Annotated in this window: 17 protein-coding genes; 4 read left to right on the top strand and 13 right to left on the bottom strand. The window is 48.6% G+C overall.

Going from position 1 to position 22733, the window contains the following annotated elements; translation table 11 throughout:
- Window positions 1-4 precede the first annotated feature (4 nt).
- The 4 genes from ACXAGX_RS17325 to ACXAGX_RS17310 form a co-directional block, all read right to left on the bottom strand.
- Window positions 5-712 (bottom strand): helix-turn-helix domain-containing protein, encoded by a 708-nt coding sequence (locus ACXAGX_RS17325; RefSeq protein WP_474823166.1) that lies wholly within the window; start codon window positions 710-712, stop codon window positions 5-7.
- A gap of 42 nt (window positions 713-754) precedes the next feature.
- Entirely contained in the window at window positions 755-2104 is a 1350-nt protein-coding gene (gene lysC / locus ACXAGX_RS17320; protein ID WP_474839834.1) for a lysine-sensitive aspartokinase 3, read from the bottom strand.
- A 35-nt stretch (window positions 2105-2139) separates the two neighbouring features.
- Window positions 2140-2556: a DUF192 domain-containing protein gene (locus ACXAGX_RS17315; protein ID WP_474840026.1), complete on the bottom strand. Its 417-nt coding sequence runs from the start codon at window positions 2554-2556 to the stop codon at window positions 2140-2142.
- A 227-nt stretch (window positions 2557-2783) separates the two neighbouring features.
- Window positions 2784-3881 (bottom strand): PQQ-dependent sugar dehydrogenase, encoded by a 1098-nt coding sequence (locus ACXAGX_RS17310; protein ID WP_474839832.1) that lies wholly within the window; start codon window positions 3879-3881, stop codon window positions 2784-2786.
- Between the two features lie 99 nt (window positions 3882-3980).
- Here ACXAGX_RS17310 and ACXAGX_RS17305 point away from each other — a divergent pair, with 99 nt between their 5' ends.
- From ACXAGX_RS17305 to ACXAGX_RS17290, 4 genes are all read left to right on the top strand, one after another.
- Complete coding sequence (locus ACXAGX_RS17305) at window positions 3981-4430, top strand: hypothetical protein (RefSeq protein WP_474839830.1); 450 nt, start codon at window positions 3981-3983, stop codon at window positions 4428-4430.
- Between the two features lie 116 nt (window positions 4431-4546).
- Window positions 4547-5695, top strand: coding sequence for an FIST signal transduction protein (locus ACXAGX_RS17300; RefSeq protein ID WP_474823151.1), 1149 nt, complete (start codon window positions 4547-4549; stop codon window positions 5693-5695).
- The gene (locus ACXAGX_RS17295) at window positions 5688-9011 is read left to right on the top strand and encodes a PAS domain S-box protein (protein ID WP_474839828.1); all 3324 of its coding nucleotides are present in this window, start codon (window positions 5688-5690) and stop codon (window positions 9009-9011) included. The genes ACXAGX_RS17300 and ACXAGX_RS17295 overlap by 8 nt, the downstream gene beginning before the upstream one ends.
- Complete coding sequence (locus ACXAGX_RS17290; protein WP_474839826.1) at window positions 9008-10072, top strand: HD domain-containing phosphohydrolase; 1065 nt, start codon at window positions 9008-9010, stop codon at window positions 10070-10072. The genes ACXAGX_RS17295 and ACXAGX_RS17290 overlap by 4 nt, the downstream gene beginning before the upstream one ends.
- Window positions 10073-10757: 685 nt before the next feature.
- Here ACXAGX_RS17290 and ACXAGX_RS17285 read toward each other — a convergent pair.
- The 9 genes from ACXAGX_RS17285 to ACXAGX_RS17245 form a co-directional block, all read right to left on the bottom strand.
- Window positions 10758-11483, bottom strand: coding sequence for a class I SAM-dependent methyltransferase (locus tag ACXAGX_RS17285; protein ID WP_474823135.1), 726 nt, complete (start codon window positions 11481-11483; stop codon window positions 10758-10760).
- 212 nt (window positions 11484-11695) lie between these two features.
- Window positions 11696-13012, bottom strand: coding sequence for a tetratricopeptide repeat protein (locus ACXAGX_RS17280; protein ID WP_474839824.1), 1317 nt, complete (start codon window positions 13010-13012; stop codon window positions 11696-11698).
- A gap of 5 nt (window positions 13013-13017) precedes the next feature.
- Window positions 13018-13626 (bottom strand): energy transducer TonB, encoded by a 609-nt coding sequence (locus ACXAGX_RS17275; RefSeq protein ID WP_474839822.1) that lies wholly within the window; start codon window positions 13624-13626, stop codon window positions 13018-13020.
- Window positions 13627-13629: 3 nt separating this feature from the next.
- The gene (locus ACXAGX_RS17270; RefSeq protein ID WP_070123859.1) at window positions 13630-14037 is read right to left on the bottom strand and encodes an ExbD/TolR family protein; all 408 of its coding nucleotides are present in this window, start codon (window positions 14035-14037) and stop codon (window positions 13630-13632) included.
- 22 nt (window positions 14038-14059) lie between these two features.
- A complete protein-coding gene (locus ACXAGX_RS17265; protein ID WP_070123858.1) occupies window positions 14060-14584 on the bottom strand; it encodes a MotA/TolQ/ExbB proton channel family protein in 525 nt (174 codons plus the stop codon).
- Window positions 14585-14588: 4 nt separating this feature from the next.
- Window positions 14589-15953: a MotA/TolQ/ExbB proton channel family protein gene (locus ACXAGX_RS17260; protein ID WP_474823119.1), complete on the bottom strand. Its 1365-nt coding sequence runs from the start codon at window positions 15951-15953 to the stop codon at window positions 14589-14591.
- Window positions 15954-15965: 12 nt separating this feature from the next.
- Window positions 15966-16724, bottom strand: a complete 759-nt coding sequence (locus tag ACXAGX_RS17255; protein WP_070123856.1) for a DUF3450 domain-containing protein — start codon at window positions 16722-16724, stop codon at window positions 15966-15968.
- A 171-nt stretch (window positions 16725-16895) separates the two neighbouring features.
- Window positions 16896-19547, bottom strand: coding sequence for a TonB-dependent receptor domain-containing protein (locus ACXAGX_RS17250; RefSeq protein WP_474823111.1), 2652 nt, complete (start codon window positions 19545-19547; stop codon window positions 16896-16898).
- A 123-nt stretch (window positions 19548-19670) separates the two neighbouring features.
- Window positions 19671-22433: a hypothetical protein gene (locus ACXAGX_RS17245; RefSeq protein ID WP_474839820.1), complete on the bottom strand. Its 2763-nt coding sequence runs from the start codon at window positions 22431-22433 to the stop codon at window positions 19671-19673.
- Window positions 22434-22733 lie beyond the last annotated feature (300 nt).

Genomic DNA, 22733 nt, shown 5'->3' with positions numbered 1-22733 from the left:
ACTTTCAGCTAAACAGCTTCGAGGGTGGTAAACCAAAATGGACTGAGAAGCGGCGACTGAACGCAGATAAGTCGTGGTAGCCAACCGTTTCCGCTACCCGTTGAACAGGCAAATCTGTGTGGATCAGCAGCGCCCTGGCTTTTTCCATACGCATGGCGGTTACATGATGTCCGGCGGAAACGCCCATTTGTTCCCGGAACAACTTTTTAAACTGAGTTGCGCTTAAACAGGCGATGCGAGCCAGCGTGCCAATATCCAACTCACTGCCAATATTGTCATCGATAAAACTGACCACAGCACTGATCCGTCGATCCCGGGTTTGCGCTACTCGTTGTGCCGCCAATAAACTGGTGAAGGTATCGAAGGTGAGCTTTTCTAATGACGAGTCTACCTGATATTCGAGTTGGGTCTCGATAAACTGTAAATAGCGATTAAGTGGCTGACTGATGGTAAATACCAGCCACGACGCTGCACAAAGATTTTCTGGCAGCGAAAACATGTCTGCCACCACAAAACGCGCTTCGGTTTCCGATGTGAAATGATGTAACTCACCGGCCTGGATCACCACACATTCTCCTGGCGCCACTTTGCCGCTGAATCCGGCCAGCTCAATGTTTATGACACCACGAAGCGGTAACACCAACTGATGGAAGTCGTGGGTGTGACCCACCTTTTGTTTGCTGTAAGAACGAATGGAGAGGGAATCTGACATAGGAAACAAAAACGGGTAGCCAATGCTACCCGTTAACTATTCTTACTCGAACAACTCTTTATGCAGATGCTGAACAATGGCAGAACTGTCTTCTTCACTCACCAGGAAAGACAGGTTATGCGGATTAGCACCGAAACAAATCATGCGCAGGTTGAAGTCGTCTACCGCACCAAGAATACGGCTCGCCACCCCTTTTGCAGTTTGCATGTTGTTACCCACAACAGTGATAAGATCGAAACCTTTCTCCACTTTCACATCACAGATGGTTTCCAGCTCGGCGATGGTTTCTTTGTTCAAACGCTGGGCCACAGAGTTCGCTGGATTATCCAGTGTAAACGAGACTGAAATTTCAGACGTGGTGACCAAATCAACACTGAGCTTGTGCTTGGCAATAATACCAAATACCTGTTGCAGGAAGCCTTGTGCGTACATCATTTTCGGTGTTTTCACGGTTACCATAACCTGCTCTTTACGGCGGGTAATCGCGCGGTGTGGTGGCTCATTGTCGCAGTCGCGCATGATCCAAGTACCGCCTTTTTCTGGCTCTTTGCTAGAACCCACAAACACTTTAATGTCTTTACGCAGTGCTGGTTCCATGGTGGCCGGGTGCAGTACTTTGGCACCAAACGTGGCCATTTCCGCGGCTTCTTCGAAGCTCAGCTCCGGTAATGGATAAGCCGCAGGTACAATGCGCGGGTCTGTGGTGTAAACACCCGTCACGTCAGTCCAGATTTCGCAGCTATCAGCATTCAATGCTTCAGCTAGCAATGCCGCCGTGAAGTCAGAACCACCGCGACCTAAAGTGGTGGTTTTCCCTTCTTCATTAGCCCCCACGAAACCTTGGGTAACCACGATGGCGTTGCTAATTTCAGGACGTAACAATTGTTCTGAAAGCTCGCCAATGGCGTCGATTTGGGGTGCAGCTTCACCAAACTCGCTGTCGGTACGCAGCACTTTACGTACGTCGAAGTTTAAGGTGTCTACCCCTTCTTCTGCCAATACCGCACTAAACAGCAGCGACGACATGCGTTCGCCCATAGACTGAAGTTGATCTTTCAGGTCGTCACGATGAAGAATTTCTTCATGATTTGCCAGACCACGTAACTCTTCAAACAAATCTTCCAGTTTGTCTGCTACGCTAGCCTTGTCTTTAATTTCGTTCAGCACGGCCATTTCAATATCAATGATCGCCTGACAAGTGTCCTTGATTTGCTCGCTGGTTAGCGGCGCATGCGCAATACTTACCAGGTGATTGGTCACACCGGCCTGTGCACTAACAACAACAATACGGGTTGCTTCATTACCCGCCACAATGCGAGCACAATTTTTCATAGCCTGATAGGTGGCTACACTGGTACCGCCAAACTTGGCGATATTAAGAGAATTCGACACGATTTTCTCCGAGCTTTAACCAACGACTGGTTGGTTTAGTAATTGATTTTGATTTGGTCGCCTACGCTGATGTTATTCGCAGCAAACCACCCTTGATTCATTTCCAGCGCAAATTCTACCGCTTTTGAAGATCCCACAGACGTTAAGTCATGTGGCTCCAGCGGTTTTATATCGGTAATTACGCCGTTCCCGTCGATAAATGCTACATCCAGAGGTACAAACGTATTTTTCATCCACATGCTGGCCATACGTGCCGGATTGAAGCGGAACAACATACCACAATCATCACACAGTGATTTGCGGAACATTAGTCCCTGCGCCCGTTGCTCAAACGTTTTGGCATATTCAACACCCAGGCTTTTACCACCAGCAACAATGGTTGCCTGTTCAAAGGTAACGGACTCGTCGGCAGCACTCTGACAAGCAGCCAGCGCCAGACAAGACACCAGCATCAGATTTCGCAGAACCATTAATGGTTTCATTCTGTCTTCCTTGTGAAAACGTGGGGTAGAAAAATACGCATAAAAAACCGGGCCCCTGAGGTGTCCGGCCTGCTAGTTTATACGGCATGTCAGGCAACATTCAATGTTGGAATGATCAATACGGTAAACTTACTCTTCGCCAGTGCCGAAAAGGCAACAGCGAAGGTTCTCGGGGTTGGCAATCAAAGCGTAATTTACTAGCGCGGAGCAATACGCAAAATGTTGGCTTCCTTGCCATCTGTGAGCACATAAATCGCCCCGTCGTGACCTATCGCCACATCGCGCAAACGTTGATTTATGGTAGCAAACGGGGCGGTTTGCTGAACAGGCGTAGCGGAAAGGTCTATCGCCAATAATTGCTGCGCTTTTAGCGTTGTAACCAGCAATTGCCCGTTAAGTTCCGGGAACATTTGACCACGATAAATCGCCATTGCAGAAGGGGCCACAGAAGGCGTCCAGTTTACCCGGGGCGACTGCATATTTGCGTAACGGGTAAATGGCGATATCTGTGCACCGGAGTAATCCGTGCCGAAAGTCGCCACCGGCCAACCATAGTTGTTGCCCGGTGTTAGTAGATTGATTTCGTCACCACCGTCGGGGCCATGCTCATGTTCATAAATAGCGCCACTTGCGGTATCTACAACCAAACCTTGCGGGTTACGGTGCCCGTAGGTAAAGACATAAGGGGCCTGCTGGGTAAACGGGTTACCTTCAGGTGCTGAACCGTCGGCATGAAAACGCAAGGTTTTACCTAACATACTGTTTAGCCGCTGGGCCTCTTCACGGTAATCAAAACCATCACCCGTTGTTACCAGCCAGGTGCCATCTGGCAATAATGCCAATCTACCACCATAGTGAACCGGCGTGTCTTTGTCTGGCGAAACGGTAAGAATAACAGAGATCTCGGAAAAGCTTTTGCCGTTAAACACGGCGGTGGCCACCGCCAGATGATTCGCCTCTTCGGTGCCTTGCGAGAACGTCAGCATCACTTTTCCGGATTCGTCAAAATCAGCAAACAGCGCCAAATCCAGTAATCCGCCCTGCCCGGCAACATACAGGTCTGGCAGCGCCAACGGTATGCGAACTAGGCTTTCTACGCCCCCCGTAATGACGACCTGGCCGTCACGTTCTGTCACTAACCAATTGTTGTCGGGCAGTTGCGTTAACGCCCATGGCTGATTAAGTGACCACACTGACATTTTCTTTGCTTGATAGGTGTGAGATTGTGCCGTCGATGCAAACGAAACCAGTACCCCCAAAAGCAATAATAAACGGTGAAATGCCCAGAATGTCATGATGTGTATTCAACTCCTTCTTGAGATCTACGCGCTGTCGTGAAAAGATGCCGACCAGAAAAGCAGCACTATGACGTGAAACACACAACGAATCAACGCATGCCTTTAGCTACCGCAACCTCATTTACCCGGGCATTCATTCCCGCCTGGCTGGTCACCTATATTCTTGCCAGTGTATCTCACACGCAGATGGTACTGCTGTCGTTGGCGGAGCTGGGCGTAAGCATCGATGTAGCAACGTTAGCATCGTCAACTTTGCATGACATTGTCGGCTTGCTGCCCATTTACGGAAGCTTGATTGCTGCGGCTTTGTTTGTTTCTCTTTCGGTAACTGGCTTTATCACCGCCCGGTTTTCTGCTCGCCGAGCCCTCGTTCCTGTTGCAACCGGTGTTGCCATGTTGGTGATGTTACTGCTAATGGAACAGCTTATTCAGTTTCATCTTATTGCTGGAACCCGCTCTGTTTTAGGCCTGGCTTTGCAGATAATAGCCGGCGTCTGCGGCGGCGCCCTCTTTTTGCGGATTTTTCGTCCCGCCCTTCACCGCTAACCTTGTTCGCAAAGTTATAGAATATAGCCGTATATTTAATAAAATTAATGGCATAAAGCTGATTCTGACACTAAATTTAAGCGTAACCCCGAACGCATTTAGTCTGGTGCTATTTCATGGAAGTGACTCAACGGATTATTCATAGTGTCGATACCGATATCGATGTCATCGAAAGCCTGCTCGCGCAGCCTGCCGACATCATTCTTGTTTTTGCCAGCCCGACCTTTTTCTCTCACCCGAGCTTTTTACATGCACTTTCTCAGCATCATGTTCCCGTGGTAGGCTGCAGCGCCAGTGGTGAGATTGTCGGTACCGATGCCCTTGAAGGTACCGCTGTCATTACCGTAATAGATCTTCAGGGAGCAGGAACAACGCGAGTTTTTCTAGACAACGTAGACAATAATCACTACCACGACTGCGGACAACGGGTAGGCACCGCGTTAAATAGCGAGTACCTTCGCGCCGTTATGTTGCTTACACGCGGAACAGAATTCCTGCCTACCGGACTGTTTAACGGCATCCATGAAGTACTGGGTGACGAAGTATTGGTGTGCGGTGGAATGGCCGGTGATTATGCCCGTTACACCCGAACTTTCGTGCTCACTCCTCACGGCATTAGTGATGATAAGGTGGTGGCTGTGGGTTTTTACGGGTCGCCGCTACGCGTTCAGCAAGCCATCATTCGAGGATGGCAACCTTTCGGCCCTATTCGCCAGGTTACCCGCAGCGATAACAATATTCTTTATGAACTCGACGGCAAACCGGCCTTGGATATTTATAAAACGTACCTTGGCGATTACGCGAGCCAGTTGCCCGTGTCCGGTCTGCTGTTTCCGCTGGAATTGATGAATTCCCATGAAGAAACCTCCGGTCTGCTGCGTGCGCTATACAGCATTGACGAATCGCAAGGTAGCCTTGTTCTTGGTGGTAAAATCAAACAAGGCGCCTATCTACGCCTGAATCATGCATCGACAAACGACTTGATCAGCAATGTTGAGGATGCAGCCGAATTATTTAATACGCGAATGGGTGAACAGGTGATACCTGGCTTTGCGCTTATTGTTAGCTGTGTAGCGAGAAAGGTGGTCATGGGCGATCAGGTGGAAGAGGAAGTGGAAGCATTCAGCAGTGCATTCGACAACCAGTTACCCATTTGCGGATTCTATTCCAACGGCGAATTTGCGCCGCTCACTCCCAACACCCCATGCAAACTGCACAATCAAACCATGATAGTCACGTTATTTGGAGTGACTACCGATGCATAGGCTTCTGTTCAGGCAACTAAAGAAAACCATGGGCTTCGGTACTGTTGAGGAAGCGCAGCTTTGGCTGGATGAGCTAGCCGGTTACGCAAAAGACGACACCTTACCTCCCGCTATTCTCACCTTGCTTAACGGCATGATCCCCTTTGTAAAACGGGTTGATACGAGTTACCAGCAACAGCAACGGGATGTGGAAATCCGCGACCGCAGTATCCGCCTGAGCTCGCAAGAACTTACCGAGGCATTAGCGCAAGCCCGGCAAGATGCCGTTACCCAACAACAAGCATTGAACGCCTTACAACACACGGCCAATACATTGCTCCGTGAGCTCGATAAGCCGCCCCTTAGCGAAGACAGCGGCGACCTCAGTGGTCTTGCTGAGCTCATGACGCAATTGAGCCGTGAGCGTCACCAAGCCTTACGTGAAGTTGAGATACAACGGCAAGCCATCGATCAACATGCCATCATTGCCGTGGTCGATAGTAACCGGGAAATTCTTTACGCCAACAGCAAGTTGTGTGAAATATCTAAGTTCAGCGAAGAAGAACTGATTGGCAATCGACTTGACCTACTTCGCAGCGGCTATCACCGCGAAGAAACCTACAGGTCCATTTGGGACACCGCCGACAGTGGCAAAGTGTGGCACGGCGAAATACATAACCATACTAAAAAGGGTGACGTATTTTGGGTGTCATCCACGGTAGTACCTGTGTGCGATACCGCAGATAAGCCGGTTCGATATGTGGTGATAATGACCGACATCACCCACCAGAAATTGCTGGAAACGCGCCTGTCAGACAGTCAGCGGTTCTATCAGAGCATAACGGATTCTATAGGTGAAGGTATTTTCTCGGTAGATCTCATTGGTCATACGCGCTTTCTAAATCCAGAAGCATCGCGGTTACTCGGATGGACACTAGAAGAACTACAAACCCGTCGTTTTCACGACACCATTCAGTTTCAGTCTCCACAGCGGGCGTTTATTCCTGTGCAGCAAAGCCCCTTGCTCAAAACCATTAGAAACGGCGAGATTTACTTCTCTGAAGAAACCTATTTTACCCACAAAGACGGACGCATATTTCCCGTATCGGTTACCGCGGTGCCTTTGGTTGACGAATACGATACACCAAGAGGCTACGTAGGCGTGTTTCGCAATATCAGTGAACGTAAAAACATTGAAGAAGCCATGCGGGATGCCTTTGCCCAGGCAGAACGGGCGAACAACGCCAAGGGTGAGTTTCTAGCGAACATGAGTCACGAGATAAGAACGCCTTTGAACGCCATTATTGGCCTTACCCACCTGGTGCTGAAAACGCCGCTAACGGTGCTACAGCGAGACTACCTTGAAAAAGCCACACACAGCGCCAACACCCTGCTCAGTATCATTTCTGACATACTCGATTATTCCAAAATTGAAGCGGGTAAAACGGATTTAGACATACAGCCATTTTGTTTTAATGATCTGCTGGAAAAAGTGGCGGTTATGTTTCAGGACAGAGCCCACAGTAAAGGATTGCTCTTACTGTTCGATATGCATGGCGACATGTCTGTGCCGTTGCTTGGCGACGAAAGTCGACTCATGCAAATATTCAACAACCTGGTAAGCAATGCGGTGAAATTTACCCACCATGGCGAAATTGTGGTGTCGGTAAAACTGGAAACCTTGCCCGGCAACCGTATCTTCACTGAACTGCGCGTCAGTGATACGGGCATTGGTTTAAGCGAAGACCAGTTACAACATCTGTTCGACCCATTTACCCAGGCCGACGCGTCGATATCGCGTAAATACGGCGGCACGGGACTCGGTATGAGTATAACCCGTCACCTGGTTGAACTGATGCACGGCAGTATCGCGGTAGACAGTGAAACCGACAAAGGCAGCACATTTGTGATCAAGCTGGAGCTACTACGCGCAGGTAATGCGAATATTGCCCCATTATCATCGCTGGGCGCGCACCAGTTTCTTACCATCTGTTGTTTAGATGACAAACTCGTTGCCGCGATGGATTATCTAGAAGGCACTTTAACAACCCTGGCAGTACCCCATGCCTTTTGCCATACCCATCAGGCAGACGCGCTGCCGGAACAAACCACCCACTTGTTAATTCTTGCAGACAACATTTCTGCACCAAGAATGGCAGCGTTATCTGATGCGTTTAAACAGCGCAGCCTTGATTATTCCCGATTACGTATTCTGACATCGGGTAATCAGCAAGATATGCGACAGCTGCTTGCTGCCCACGGACTTCATCAGGCTGTGGTGATGCAATTACCCTTCACTCAGAGTTCACTGTACAATTTTCTCAGCGAGCACACGGGTTCAGGCATGAATCAGTCGGGATATCGTTCATTGGAAGAAACCGCCATGATTGAGCACCGTTTGTCTGGAAAACGCATTCTTATTGTTGATGATGACGACATTAGCCAAACCGTGCTCACGCAACAGCTTTCTGCTTCTGGCATCAAACCTCACTCCGTAATACAAGGAGCAGACTGTATTTCGCTATGTAAGCATGAACATTTCGACGCCCTTATTATCAACAATAAACTGCCTGATTTACCCGGTTGGGAAGTTGCAGACAGCCTGATTCTGGGTAGCGGGCTTACTGTGCCCATTATCTGTATGTCTACCGAAGATCCTGCCCTGATCACAGATTTAGTGCATGATTCCGGTATGTGCGCCCTGTTATCGAAACCCATTAACTACGATGAGCTATTGACTGCGCTTGATGATTTTATCAGTTACCCATCGGTACTCCCGGAAGATTTCACCTTACCGTCGAAACATGATGATTTTGATTTGGCACTGCTGGCGTTCTGCCAAACTTATCAGCACTACGGCAGTCATTTGTCTGCACTCGTCAGCGCCTTTCATAATGATTTGCCCCATGAAGAACTCGATACGCTTAAACTGCATGCCGGTAATATTGGTGCCAACCGACTACTGACACAGTTTAGAAAACTGAGTGAGCTGACAGACAGTCAAGACAAACTGACCGGGGCAGCCGAGCTTGCACGAGAGTTAGACACAACCGTGAAAAAAGCGGTGGCCAGCCTAATGGTAATGTCGCCGGAGACGACGACCACGGCCCCCGAGCAACCGATTTCAGCAGAGCTAGGCACAATTATTCATCTGCTGGAAGATTACGACGCTAATGCAGGTGACGCGCTGCAGCAATTGTACAATAATTATCAACAGTCAGCGCATCGCTGGGTACTCAAGCAGGCCATACAGAAAGTATCTCAGTATGATTTTGAAGCAGCGGGCGATCTTCTACGGCCGCTGATGACGCAACCAGAAATGACGAGCTTACAGTGAAAGAATTTAGCGTGCTGGTAGTAGATGATGAACCAGCAAACATTGATATCCTCAAAGACATTCTGATCCAGCACTATCAGGTGAAAGTGGCACCGTCCGGTGAAATTGCACTGAAAATTGTGGGTAAAGCCGCCCCGGATCTCATCCTGCTGGACATCATGATGCCAGATCTTGATGGTCTGGAAGTGTGCCGGCAGCTCAAAGCCAACCCAAAAACGGCGGGGATTCCGGTCATTTTTGTCACCGCACTCGGACAAGGTGAAGACGAAGAACGAGGTTTTGAAGTGGGCGCCGTGGATTATATTGCCAAACCCATCGTACCCGCCTTGGTACTGGCAAGGGTGAAAACCCACATTGCTCTGGCGCACCAACAGCGACAGACCGAACGAGAAGTGGAAATGCGTACCCGGGAGCTGGCACAAAGCCAATTAAGTGCCATTAGCATGTTAGCAGCAGCAGGCCACTACAACGACAATGATACCGGCCTGCATATCTGGCGAATGGCAGCGTACGCACGTGAACTGGCGCAAGCCATTGGCTGGTCTGCCGAACGGGCCAAGCTACTGGAGTTTGCAGCGCCTATGCACGATACCGGAAAAATTGGTATCCCCGATGCCATTTTAAAAGCACCTCGCCGGCTTACCGAAGAAGAGATGGTGGTAATGCGAACCCACGCCCGCATTGGTTATGAGATCCTTAACAACAGTGATGCGGTATTATTCAAACTCGCCGCCGAAGTGGCACTGACACATCATGAGAAGTGGGACGGCTCGGGCTACCCTTCAGGTTTGAAAGGTGATGCCATTCCTGAGTCTGGCAGAATTGTGGCGATTGCCGATGTTTTCGATGCACTCACCATGGTGCGGCCTTATAAGAAAGCCTGGAGCGAAGAGGATGCGTTTGACTATATTCAGTCTCAGGCCGGTTCGCATTTCGACCCTGAATTAGTGGCCGCTTTCCTGGCGATTCGCAGTGAGATTCTGGCGATAAAACACAAAGCGGATGAAGTGTCGGATCAACACAACTCATCCGCCCTGACAATGCGGTTTGTGGATGACTGAAAATAGAGAATTTTTGAAATTTTAAAAGCAGCAATCGAGATATGCTTTATCTAGCACTTCTTGATAAAACTAGGTCGCTGATAACTAAAACGCGTAACTCAGAATATAAACAAAGAAATCAAAAATCATACTTAATTTCGATTTTTCTTATAAAAAAATCTAAACAAAGCGACAAAAACAAAAGTCAAACAGGAAAAAACAATTATTTCTTTTATAATTGTTTGGCTCGGTATCATCCAGTATGCTCCGTTCATTAGAGGCTTTTTCACGTCACCTAAACTAAAATACGCTAAAATTTGAAACAGCGTTAAAAAAAACAAACCTATTGTTATTATAAGCAATATTGTTTCTAATAATGTCAACTTTATTTTTTTCATCAATAGTTCCTTTCTTTAACAACCTTAATTATGTAACTAGTACAATATAAGAAATCTAGAGTATAACCTATTGAAATTCAGAGCACATATAGTCGCAGTTGTATAACTGTTACACGTTTGATATCGGTTAACTGTTGGAATGAGGTGAATCGGAGCAAACCTTACATATATTCGATAATAATTTACACAACTTGTTTTTTGCAAGTGGTTAACTTGCCTATATAACAACTTCATCTGGACCTGACGGAACACTACATTTTTGTATGAATTACGTAGCGTTCAAAATCGAAATACAAATTATTGTATTTCTAGACCTTGGTGGTTTTCAGAAAAATACAGTTCTGAACCGTTTTTTCCTCATCAAGACGTAACCCAAATTTCGGCAGGCTTTCTAGTACTTCTTCCCGGGTATACGGGCGATTCAGAATGCCGATACTTTGCCCATAGTCATTTACTTTTGTACTCAGGCTGTTCATGAAGCCATCGCCGGGATAAAGCAACACATTCATGTACAGGGTTCCGCCGGTTTTGAGTACCCGCACGATTTCGTGCATGGCTTCATCTATGCCACCGATGGTGTGATAGCCGTTAGGCAGGTTAGCGGTATCGAAGGTTTCATCGTCGAAAGTCATGTTGCGTAAGTCTTCAATGGCCAGCTCCGCGCCCTTCAGTTTTTTCTTAGCGCCGCCCATCAGGGCTTTGGAATAGTCCACACCCACCAGCGAGAAATCCTGTTCTTTCAATTTTTTACGGGCGTGTTTCATGCAAATTTGCGTGAAGGTACCGGTGCCAATGGCACACTCCAAATGCTTGCCTTTGAGATTTTCGGCGAAAAATTTAACCTGTGAGGAGAGCGTGTTGCGATAGGCAAAGGTGAGAATAAAAAAGCCACGGATGTCATATAGCATCGGTGTCAGATTGTAGCTGTTCTCGTTAATGATACTGTTGTCAGACATAGGCATGCCCCCTTTTATGTCGCTGAAAGCTTTATACGCCACTTTCAGCGGGCCTGGTTTTATTATTATATCAGGCATAAATAATACACTTTACAAAACTATACATGACTCTGAGAAAAACTATGGCTACCAAAGCTATACATAGGAATGAATTTCGAGAAACGTTAGCTCGTGCGTTAACAGTAAAGCGTTGTCGTTAGGCTAGTGAGGATAGACGGTGAATATGACACTGTAAATGAAAGTGATAAAAAAGGCCGGTGTAAAACCGGCCTCTTAACGTATTTTTAAATCTAGATGGCGAGCTCAGCGGAGATGGCTTCCTGCTGAGTCTTTTCAGACTCCACAAACCGTTTCCACTGTTGCGCCATGGCTTTGCTGCGCTGATGCTTCTCGGCTTCAGCCAACTGATTTAACGCTGCGGCATACTGCTTCTTGTTGTACAGCGCCATGCCTTTAATCAGGTAAACCAGACCAGGATTACGCAGCTGTCCTTTTTCGATGGCGTGGTCAGCCGACACAATGGCATCGTCCCAGCGCTCTGCGTTAAGCAGAATTTGCGCAAGCTGCGCATCCAGCTCACCGTCTTCCGACATTTCTGCCGCCGACTGCATTACCGGAATGGCTTTATCTTGTTCTTTTGCTAAGGTCCAGCTTTGGCCCAGGAAACGCATATTACGCAGGTTTCTTTCCAGCGTGCCGTCTTTCATGGCCTGTTCCATCAGCAGTGCACCTTTGTAAGGTACCTTGTGATAGTAATACAGTTGCGCCAGATTGAAGACATCGGCCGCCGATTCCACGTAGCCCATTTGGTAGGCAGATTCCATGATTGCGAGTTGCTTGCGCTCTTCGCCCAGTTCACCATACATACCGGCAAGCTGAATCCAGTATTTTGGCTCATCAAACAGTTTTACCAGTTTGATCAGCACGTTCTTTACTTTTTCAGGTTGCTTGAGCTCGTAATAAATCGCGCGCTGCAGGATTAACCAGTTCTCATCAGGGATCATGCCTTCTGCTTCGTGGTCTTTTATCGCTTGCGCAATAAACGGTTCCGCTTTGGCGTATTCCTTCGCCTGATAATAAGCCTGGGCTTTCAGTACCAGGTTTTTTACCGGCACCGGTCCCTCGTTCAACGCTTCCCAGCGCTCAAGATAATCGATACTGGCCTGGTAATTACCCTGCATCAGATTCAGCTGTGACAAACTGAACAGCGTGGTCATCTCGAATTTCTCCGGGATGGGTTGTTGCTCTACTACCTGGGCGAAGTTTTCCAACGCTTTGTCGTAATCTTCGTTGTTGTAGTAAATAAAGCCATAGAAGTTATACATCATGGCCTGTTCGTAGCTGTTCATTGAGCTATCTTTACCCTTAACTTCGTCAAGGATAGCAATAGCTTCGTCGATATTACCGGCGTCACCTGCTGCCTGTGCACGGGCAAGTTGCTCGTACACCTTGCCACGCAACGTAGGTACCCGACGGGTTTTCTTGTCGCTGGCTTTGGTTTCCTGTGCTAGTGCCTGGCCGCTGACCAATGCAGCCGGTACCACTGTCACCGCTATAATGGCCAGCGACAGTACACACGCAAATCGTTTGGATAAATGCTTACTCATAATACTTACCCGTCAATCTGGAAGGTAATACGGTTTTGCACGCCAGAGACTTCCGTGGCTTCACCGTTAACTACCCGCGGCTTATATTTGAACTTCATGGCAGCGTCCATAGCAGCCTGTTCAAAAATGCCGGATGGATTGGCTTCAACCACAATCGGATCGCGCACCGTACCCTGTTTGGTTACCGTAAATTCCACGATAACAAAACCTTCGATACCACGTTGCAGTGCACGGCGCGGATACACAGGCGCAACCTTAACGATTGGCAGGTATTCACCGTCACCCGAATCCAGCGCCAGACCACCATCAAGGGCAACGTCAGCCGCCATGTCGCCGCCAAAGTCCATTGAAGTACCATTGGCGTCAGGAGACGGTGAGTCCATTTGTGGTGAACTCATTTGCGGCGGTGGCTCTTTTGGCGGTGGTGGCTTCCGAGGTTTACGGTCTTTTTGTTCAACCGTTTCCTCTTTCTTCACCCGCACAAAGTCAAGCACACTGCCTTTTGGTGGCTCTGTCAGCGCACTGCCGCCCATCTTGATGAGTGATTGCATCAGGAAGAACAGGCCGAGCGTGATCGCCAGCGAAATGACAAATGCGATGATAAATCGTGGCATGGCTTAAGGCTCTTGTGCTGCGATTGAAACTTCGTAAACGCCTGCCGCACGGGAGGCATCCATCACCTTGATCAGGGTATCCGTAGTGGCTTTCTGATCTGCCTGAATCACTACCGTACCCTGCGGGTTCTCGGCATGCAGACGCTCGATGTTGGCCTGTACGGCACGGACATCTACACGACGCTTATTGATCCAGATTTCACCAGTATCAGAAATCGCGATAAGAATATTGGCGCGATCCTGTTTTACCGCAGTCGCCGCTTCAGGACGGTTAACATCGATACCGGCTTCTTTTACGAAAGACGCGGTTACAATGAAGAAGATAAGCATGATGAAAACAACGTCCAGCATGGGCGTCATATCAATTGTGGCTTCTTCTTCGTCAATCAGATTTTGAAAATGCTGCTTCATAATTTTGTTCCTGGCCTAAGGCCTAGCCTTTGCGGTCAATAATTAGTGCATCTTCCAGTTTCATGCGCTCGGTTTTCACCATACGGTTCAACCAGGTCGAGGCGAATACGCCTGACAGTGCGCCTACCATACCCGCCATTGTCGGGATAGTAGCTTTGGAGACACCTGATGCCATAGAGCGGGCGTTACCCGAGCCGGAAATGGCCATTACGTCAAAAACTTCAATCATACCGGTTACGGTTCCCATCAGACCCAGTAGCGGACAAAGTGCTACCAGCGACTGAATAATCGGGATACTGCCCCGTAACTGAATGGTTAACGCTGAAACCGTTTTTGCACGGACTTGTTCAGCGAACCAGGAGGAGCGGTCCTGACGGGCTTTCCAGTCAGCTACCGCTTGATTCTTGTAGTTTTTGTGCCAAATCAGCAGGTACATCGCACGCTCGAGGATCAGCAACCACATGATGAATATCAGCAGACCGATGACCAGCAGAACCTGGCCTCCAGTCTCTGTAAAATCGCGTATTGCTTCGAGGAATGCGATCATCGGCTTAGCCTCGCTCTGCGCGCTCAGCGATTACACCTGACGCCTGTTCCTGTAGTACGTAAACGATGTTCTTGCTACGGGTATTCAGCATGGCGTATAGCAGTGTCATAGGAATGGCCACGACCAGACCCAGTACCGTAGTTACCAGTGCGGTAGAAATACCACCTGCCATCAGTTTCGGGTCACCGGTACCGAACAGAGTGATTGCCTGGAAGGTGTTGATCATACCGGTTACCGTACCCAGAAGACCCATCAGCGGTGCAACAACAGAGATAATCTTAATGATGGTCAGGTTGCGACCCAGCTTAGGTACTTCACCCAGAATCGCTTCTGTCAGGTGCAGTTCCAGCGCCTCAACGTCTGCATCAGGGTGATCTTCACGTACTTTCAGTACGCGGCCCAGCGGGTTGTCTGTTTTGATTTCTTTGCGTTTCAGCTGCTTCTGCACTTTACCGTTGATGAGTGTCAGGCTAATCAGACGCTCCAGCGCCAGCAGCAGACCAATCGCACCTACGATAAGGATGATGTAACCAACTTCACCGCCCTGCTCTACACGTTCTTTCAGATCAGGTGCTTGAACCAGCAGGCCAAGAATAGAACCGCCGGTTGGGTCGATACCAAACTCAACCAGTTCACCGTTTGAGTTTTGCAGTGCTTGTGCAGAGTCGCCGTACCGGTCAGCAGGTTGACGTACCAGTTCAGCTACGGTGCCAGTGATACCGTTGAAGTCGAGGTATTTACCGTCGGCAACCAGGGCGAACGGACCTACCCGAACGATTTCTTTATTTACTTTCTCGCCACCCGCTTCAACCACAGAGGTTTCGAACTTGGTAACTTTGCCAGATTCAGTCATCTCGCGCTGCATTTCAAACCATACGCGCTCGATTTCTTCGATAGAAGCCAGCTTAGAGCTCTTACCCATGGCCTGCGCCATGTTGTCGAGGAACTCAGCACGGCCTGGGATTTGTGCAGAAACGACAGAGTTCTGGAATTTGCTCTTAGTGTCGCCAGCAACTTGTTGCAGCACACCGAACAGTTCTTTTAATGAACCTAAACGGGTATCCAGCGCCTGATTCAGGTCTGCCAGTTTGAATTCGTTTTCTTCGAACTGGGTTTCCAGGTTTTCAGACGTTTTCAGTGCGTTATCGCGTTGCTTGCGGGTATCAGCCAGGATTTGGTCCTGCTGTGCACGCTGTGCAACGAAATCCTGCTCGCGCTGTTTGTTTTGTTGAGACTGTGCAAACTGGCCTTGTTCCAGTTGCTTTAACAGTGCGTCTAAGTCCAGTGCGCGTTCGTTTTCCGCCATTGCACCGAAGCTTAATGTGGCAGCGGCAAGACCAGCTGCGACGAATTTAATCTGCTTTAACATGGTCAGTACCTCTTAGTCCGTGATTGCAACAGGCAGCATTAACAAATCTGGTGCCAGCTGTTTCTTCGCCATACGCAGACCTTTGGTGATCTGTGTGCGGTAGCTGCTGTCCAGTTCTTCCCACTGACGGGTTTGTTTGTTCCATACGCCTTGCTTGCTGGCGTCACGGGTTTGATAAATCAGTGCGGTACGGCCAAGGCGCAGGAACTCTACATCGCGCTCAGTGCCGTCGATTGAATGAATACCGCTGTACGCTTCCATAGTACGGCCGTAATCCATTTCTACCTGATAGGCTTCCATTACACGGCGGAATTTCTCAGAAGCAGAAACGTCAGCACGGTCCATCATGTCTTTTAAGTCAGCAATACGCTTAGCACGCTCTTCTTCCAGGAAAGGCACGTCCAGAGCAACGAACTGCTCAAGACCGTCAATCATGCGAATCATCAGCGGCGTGATTTGACGCTCGATAACGGAAACTTCGTCAATAGACGCGTTCAGATCCGCCATTTCCTGTTCTTGGTTGGCGATCTGCTTGCTCAGCTGATTGTTATAAACGTTTAGCCCTTCAATTTCTTTGTTCAGCGTTTTGAACGCTTGAAGTTTGCTATCGATTTGATCAGCGATGTTGTTGATTTTGTCCTGAGACTTAGCGGCACTTTCGTTGATCTTAGCGGCTTCATCTACAGCGGGTTTCAAGACGCTATCGTCTTGTGCCATGGCGAAGGTGGCCGTCATGGCGCTCGCCAGTAGCAAAGAGTTGAAAAGCTTCATACATTCAAACCTTACAGTTAAAGGATACGGCTTTCGCCGAGCTTAAATTTCTGGGCGTAGGATAGGAACTTTCTATGACAGTTTTATTACATGACTGTCATATTTCTATTGTCACAATTGAACAATGACGTGATAAAAAAAGAGCCGCTGATGCGGCTCTTGATGAGTTGATTAGAAGTCGTAGCGATACGCTAAACTAAATGACGTGCCGCGGGTTTCAGACCGCAGTAACGTGTCTTCAAACTCAATTTTCTTTTCCTGATCAAGCATATTCTGAACTTTCAATGTGACAGTGGTATTAAAATCTGGGTACCACTTGTACACCACATCGAGAGAATGGAACGGTTGTTCGAAGCTATCATCGAAGCCATCGATACCCGGGATCAGGATACGCGGACCAAACACGTTATAGACTAAAGATGCAGAGTGTTCACCGTTATCTGAGTCATAACCGAATTGCGTATTCACTACCCATTTCGAGTGACCGGTCATCGCCCGTGTCGGGTTGGTGATCGAGGTTGAAACACCGGTTTGCTCTTCGATGTTGGCTGGGTCCAGCTCAATCTCTGAGTCACTCAAAGTCAGGTTACCGGACACAAACAGGTTGTCCCAGATACCGTCGCCAATCACTTCAAGACCTTGCAGAAACTCTACTTCCATACCGTACATCTTGCCGGTTTCGGCATTGGCAATACGAATAAGCGGCGGACCATCCTGTGCAGGCGACTGAACCGATTCAATGGGTGAATCCATGTCTTTGTAGAACAGGCCCAGTGACAGGTTGTTACCGGCTTCACGGTACCATTCCCAGCGAACATCAAAGTTATTGATAGACGTGGTACGCAGACCGGGTGTACCACCTACCGGGTTTTCGGTCAGCGGGTCGATGTACGTAGAAGACGATACTTCACGCAGATCTGGACGAACTACCGTTTTACCGTAGCTGAAACGCAGCTGCATGTCTTCCTGCAGGAAGTAGGTTACCGCCAGTGACGGATAGAATGCGTCTTCCTGGAAAGCCAGTTGAGAACGGTCTGCTTCGTCAGTTAAGTCGAACTGGTTGGTACGTGGATCGAACGGGACAACCGCTTGACGGAAGTCTTCGTAACGCACACCACCACTGAATCGCCACAGGTTGTTCCAGAACAGGTCGGCTTCAAAGTAGTAAGCATCCACTTTCTGACCAGCGGCATAGTCATCACCGGCAACCGTGGTATCACGCAGCAGGTTTTGTGTGCTATAGCTGGCGCTATCCAGAACTTCATCGGTAAGGATGTCGTTAAAGTTGTAGCCTTCCAGAATAGACGTATCGGTAAACGCACGAGTACTGATGTCCAGACGACGGTTGTCTGCAACACGTGTCTTGCTCAGGAAGTTACCACCTGCTTTAAATTCCATTTCCCAGTTATCAATCATTAACGGGTAGTTTACGTTGTAGGCGAAGTTTTCTACGCGGTCATGCAACGTTTGGAATGAATAGCGACCAGCCGTAGTAGAGTTACTCAGGCTGCTTTCTGTTTCGCGATCGTAAATGCCATCTAAATTATCGTCTTCCAGCAGGAAGCGCGCTTCCATGTTACCAGGGGCATCACGGGAAGAACGGCCTTCAGAATATTTCCAGTCAAAACCAAGGAAACCTAACTCAGGGAACGTGTGTGTACCACGTAACTGGTTGGTGAACATTTTACGTTCTTCGTATTGCACTTCGTACTTACGAACACGCTGGTTATCCGATAACGTGATGTTGGCAGTGTTACCAATCATGTCGCGGATCTGGTCGCGGGTATCGCTCAACACGATAACGCTATAGTCCACACGATGCTGACGATTGTAATCGACACCTACGTTAAACAGGGTCGACCACTTCACCGATTTCTCAGTGGTGTTTACTTCGTCATAAAAGCGAATCATACGGATTTCTTCACCGTTACGCAGTGGCTGTTCGCCCACATACTCTTCGCTTACATCGGTAGAACGGTCGTAACCACTGGCCAGCAAGAAACCAAAACGCCAGTCGTCGTCATAATCAAAGCTGTTACCAATTGACAGGTTGGCTTTGTAATCCGGGTCTACGCTTTCCAAACGTGGATCGTAGTCACGATTCAAACCTTTGAATAAGGCAACAGACTCTTCCTGGCTAATGCCATCAAGGAACTGTTTGCTCTCCCACTGATCAACAATGGCTGCTGGCGCCGCACGGGTGCCGTCATCTTCACCAAACCAATCATCACCGCCACCATTGTACTGGTAAGCGTCGTCAAAGTTATTGGTGTTTGAACCTAACTGGCCCTGAACACTGAATACGTAATCTGAAGGAATGGTTTTCAGACGAATATCAACGTTACCACCACCGAAAGACGCTGGCATAGAAGGCGAGTAGGCTTTTTGTACCGACAAGCTTTCGATAATCGTAGATGGGAATAAATCCAGCGGAATAACGTTACGGGTTGGGTCTGGACTAGGCACCGCCAGGCCGTTCAGCTGGGTAGATGAATAACGTTCACCCAGGCCACGTACATAAATGAATTTACCGTCAACCAGTGTCAAACCCGTTACACGACGCAGTGCTGAAGCCGCATCGGAGTCACCGGTACGGGAGATTTGTTCCGCACCCATGATGTCAGCAACGAATGCCTGGTTTTTCCGTTCTTCCATTACTGCTGTTGCCGTACCTTTCAGACGGGTACCAGTGGCAACCACTTCTTCGATGACTTCCTCATCGTCAGCTTCCTGAGCAACTGCAGGCACGGTAGCCGCTGCGAATGTTGCCAGTATCGCCAGACTCAGTGGCTTGACAGGAAATCTGATTGCAGGCTTTTTCATTGTAAACCTCGTGGAAAAGCGTTCTTACACATCAACGTTTAAAAACGTTGCTTTTAATACTTAAAAAGCAAGCACGCTACTTTTGCTGCAACGTGCCTGCCTTGATGGAGGGATTAGGAGTGATTACTCCAGACCAACGGTCCAGCCAGCAGTCCAGTCGTCGTCTTCAGACACGGCACCAACAAAGTCCACGTTGTCGAAGAAAGTATCACCTGTCCAGTCTTTAGGCGCTACCGCATCAGTGATGCTGTAGATGCCGCTTACGACTTCTGCCTGAGTAGCGACTACTGCGTTGCCAGTCATAGTGTTCAGGAACCAGTCTTCCAGGTCAGTCGCACCATCGTCGAACTTGAAGTTCTCGTCGTTTTCACAGGCAATCACAGAGTTTGTGAAAGTGGTGGTGCCGTCAGTCAGGTTAGCCTGAGACTCAACAACGTTTTCGATTTCGAAACACTCACCCATGCCAGCAGGGCCAGTTACGATGAAGTTAGACAGTTGAGCGCCAGTACCTTCACGCAGGTAAACACCTTCTGAATCGTCGTCACCGTCAAAGGTATTACCAATGATAGTTACGTTAGACAGTGTTGGGTTAGACTGTGGCTCGTTCGCTGGGTCAGAACCGTCGTTGTCGGCTTCGATACCACGGTTAGCATCTGAACCATCTACCGCGTGGCGAACCAGTACGTACTGCATGCGACCTTGGAAACCATTATCCCAGTCGATGCTGTCATCTTGGTTGTCAGTCAGTACTACGTACTTCATGTCAACGTTACCGCCGAAGAATTCAACACCATCGTCTGAAGACTTGTGGATTTGTACGTAGCTGATATCAGTACCAGAGCCTACGCCACCCATAGTTAGACCTTGCAGTTCGTTATCAGGTGCAATCTCGAAACCTGAGTGCATGATGCGAACGTAGCGGATAGTACCTGAGTTATCAGCAGTGTCAGTACCGCCGAATACCGCACCTTCTTCTGCACCTTCGATTTGCAGTGAACATGCGCCAGTTTCAGGACACTGGTTAGATGGCGCGTTACCCAGCATTACCAGACCACCCCATTGACCCGGCTCACCGGCATCAGACGCTACGTCAGCTTGTGAAGTAAAGGTGATTGGGTTAGCAGCAGTACCTTGCGCATCAATTTGTGAACCACGGCTGATTACCAGGTAATCGTTACCGCTTGCACCGTACAGAGTGACACCTTCTTCAATAGTCAGTGTTGCGCTGTCAGTGTTGTCGCCACCGATAAATACTGCGCCAGACAGGGCATACATGTTGCCTTCAGTCAGGGTTACATCAGAAGTGATGCGGCCAGTTAACTGACAGGTAGTGGTGGTGCCGTCTACAGAATCAATTTCAGTGGTGCTTGCAGGACAACCGTCAACCGATTCAACAACGCCAGTAACTTCACCGCCGCCGAAACCGAATGCCCAGCCATCACGCCAGTCAGTTACGCCATCCAGCGCACCGACGTAGTCAGTCGCATCAAAGAAACCATCGATTTGCGATGCGTCAGCACCTGCACCTAACAGTGGGCTGCCTGAGGTTGGTGAACCGTCTGCATTCAGTGCAATCGCTTCAGAAACGGTGTTGCCAGTCATGGTGTTTAAGAACCAGTCTTCCAGGTCAACGGCGCCGTCATCGTTCTTGAAGTTTTCACCGTTACGGCAAGCCATAACAGAGTTTTGAATAGTGATAGTGCCGTCGGCCAGGTTAGCCTGAGACTCAGTCACGTTTTCAACTTCAAAACACTCGCCCATGCCTGCAGGACCCGTTACAACCATGTTGTAAATCTGTGCACCGGTACCTTCACGCAGGTAAACACCTTCAGAATCGTCGTCGCCGTCGAAGTTGTTACCGATGATGGTCAGGTTAGAAATCATTGGGTTGGACTGTGGCTCGTTAGCCGGATCTGAACCGTCGTTATCAGCTTCGATACCACGGTTTGCGTCAGTGTCGTCAGTCGCATGCTCAAGGAAAGCGTATTGGATTTTACCAGTAAAACCGTTATCCCAGTCTAAAGAGTCATCTTGTGCACCAGTAACCAGTACATATTTCAGTTGCGGGCTACCGCCGAAGAATTCGATACCGTCATCAGAAGACGCGTGTACTTGAATGTGGTCGATAGAGGTACCAGAACCTACGCCACCCATAGTCAGACCTTGCAGCTCATTATCTGGTGCAATTTCGAAACCTGAGTATTTGATTACCATGTAGCTGATAGAGCCAGAGCTTTCAGTGTCGTCTGTACCACCGAATACCGCACCTTCTTCAGCACCTTCGATTTGCAGAGAACATGCACCCGTATCAGGACATTGGTTAGAAGAAGCGTTACCCAGCATTACCAGACCACCCCACTGACCAGGCTGTGCGTCACCGCCAACCACGTCTTCGATTGAGGTCAGAATGATAGGTGCTGCTGCAGTACCGTTTGCTTCGATAGTTGAACCACGGCTAACCACCATGTAGTCGTTACCGCTACGACCGAAAATAGTCGTACCTTCTTCGATAACCAGGTTAACGCTGTCTGCGTTGTCGTTACCAAAGAATACTGCACCGTCCAGTGCCCATACGGTGTCGTTAGTCAGCGTGATGTTACCGCTGTCGTCAGCCATATCAGCAGTTAAGCGACCAGAAAGAACACGAACCGTTACGTCGCTACCGAACGCGGTAGAAACCTGAGAACTCAGGCCTGAACTTACTTCACCAGGCGCGGTATCTGTATCACCAGAATCGCCAGAACCTGAATCACTATCACCGTTACCGTAGTTATTTTCTACGCTATTATCGATGTTCCCTTCTGAAATGTTGATATCGCCGCCACAGCCAGCTAACACGAGTGCAGTTGCAATCGCAGAAGCCTGAAATAAGTGCTTAAGTTCCATTCGTATCTCCAAGTGCGAATATGATTATGGATTTAGAAAACGCAGGAACTTTACCGAAGGTAAATGACACATTTGTTACACTCTGGCGTTGTAACAAAACTTTCACAGGAAAAAATGAACTTTTAGTATCTAAATGGCGTGGTTCAGCACATTTAAATAATTAGTGCATGAAAAATAACAAGATTTTTGAACATGTTCTATCTATGCAAAAGTGAAACGTGGCTGTACAACCCGTGAATACTGGGAAATAGCCCGGTTTGACAGGCCCAACATTAAACTAAAGTATGAAGCTTTAATGAC

Source organism: Alteromonas sp. ABV4_515, from assembly GCF_056160345.1.
This window is presented reverse-complemented; position numbering and strand designations above follow the sequence as displayed.

What these genes read in the sequence shown, in the direction of transcription:
- ACXAGX_RS17325 (WP_474823166.1), bottom strand. Translation starts at nt 712, where the DNA reads ATGTCAGATTCCCTCTCCATTCGTTCTTACAGCAAACAAAAGGTGGGT.
- ACXAGX_RS17315 (WP_474840026.1), bottom strand. Translation starts at nt 2,556, where the DNA reads ATGCTGGTGTCTTGTCTGGCGCTGGCTGCTTGTCAGAGTGCTGCCGAC.
- ACXAGX_RS17310 (WP_474839832.1), bottom strand. Translation starts at nt 3,881, where the DNA reads ATGACATTCTGGGCATTTCACCGTTTATTATTGCTTTTGGGGGTACTG.
- ACXAGX_RS17305 (WP_474839830.1), top strand. Translation starts at nt 3,981, where the DNA reads ATGCCTTTAGCTACCGCAACCTCATTTACCCGGGCATTCATTCCCGCC.
- ACXAGX_RS17300 (WP_474823151.1), top strand. Translation starts at nt 4,547, where the DNA reads ATGGAAGTGACTCAACGGATTATTCATAGTGTCGATACCGATATCGAT.
- ACXAGX_RS17295 (WP_474839828.1), top strand. Translation starts at nt 5,688, where the DNA reads ATGCATAGGCTTCTGTTCAGGCAACTAAAGAAAACCATGGGCTTCGGT.
- ACXAGX_RS17285 (WP_474823135.1), bottom strand. Translation starts at nt 11,483, where the DNA reads ATGCCTGATATAATAATAAAACCAGGCCCGCTGAAAGTGGCGTATAAA.
- ACXAGX_RS17280 (WP_474839824.1), bottom strand. Translation starts at nt 13,012, where the DNA reads ATGAGTAAGCATTTATCCAAACGATTTGCGTGTGTACTGTCGCTGGCC.
- ACXAGX_RS17275 (WP_474839822.1), bottom strand. Translation starts at nt 13,626, where the DNA reads ATGCCACGATTTATCATCGCATTTGTCATTTCGCTGGCGATCACGCTC.
- ACXAGX_RS17270 (WP_070123859.1), bottom strand. Translation starts at nt 14,037, where the DNA reads ATGAAGCAGCATTTTCAAAATCTGATTGACGAAGAAGAAGCCACAATT.
- ACXAGX_RS17265 (WP_070123858.1), bottom strand. Translation starts at nt 14,584, where the DNA reads ATGATCGCATTCCTCGAAGCAATACGCGATTTTACAGAGACTGGAGGC.
- ACXAGX_RS17260 (WP_474823119.1), bottom strand. Translation starts at nt 15,953, where the DNA reads ATGTTAAAGCAGATTAAATTCGTCGCAGCTGGTCTTGCCGCTGCCACA.
- ACXAGX_RS17255 (WP_070123856.1), bottom strand. Translation starts at nt 16,724, where the DNA reads ATGAAGCTTTTCAACTCTTTGCTACTGGCGAGCGCCATGACGGCCACC.
- ACXAGX_RS17250 (WP_474823111.1), bottom strand. Translation starts at nt 19,547, where the DNA reads ATGAAAAAGCCTGCAATCAGATTTCCTGTCAAGCCACTGAGTCTGGCG.
- ACXAGX_RS17245 (WP_474839820.1), bottom strand. Translation starts at nt 22,433, where the DNA reads ATGGAACTTAAGCACTTATTTCAGGCTTCTGCGATTGCAACTGCACTC.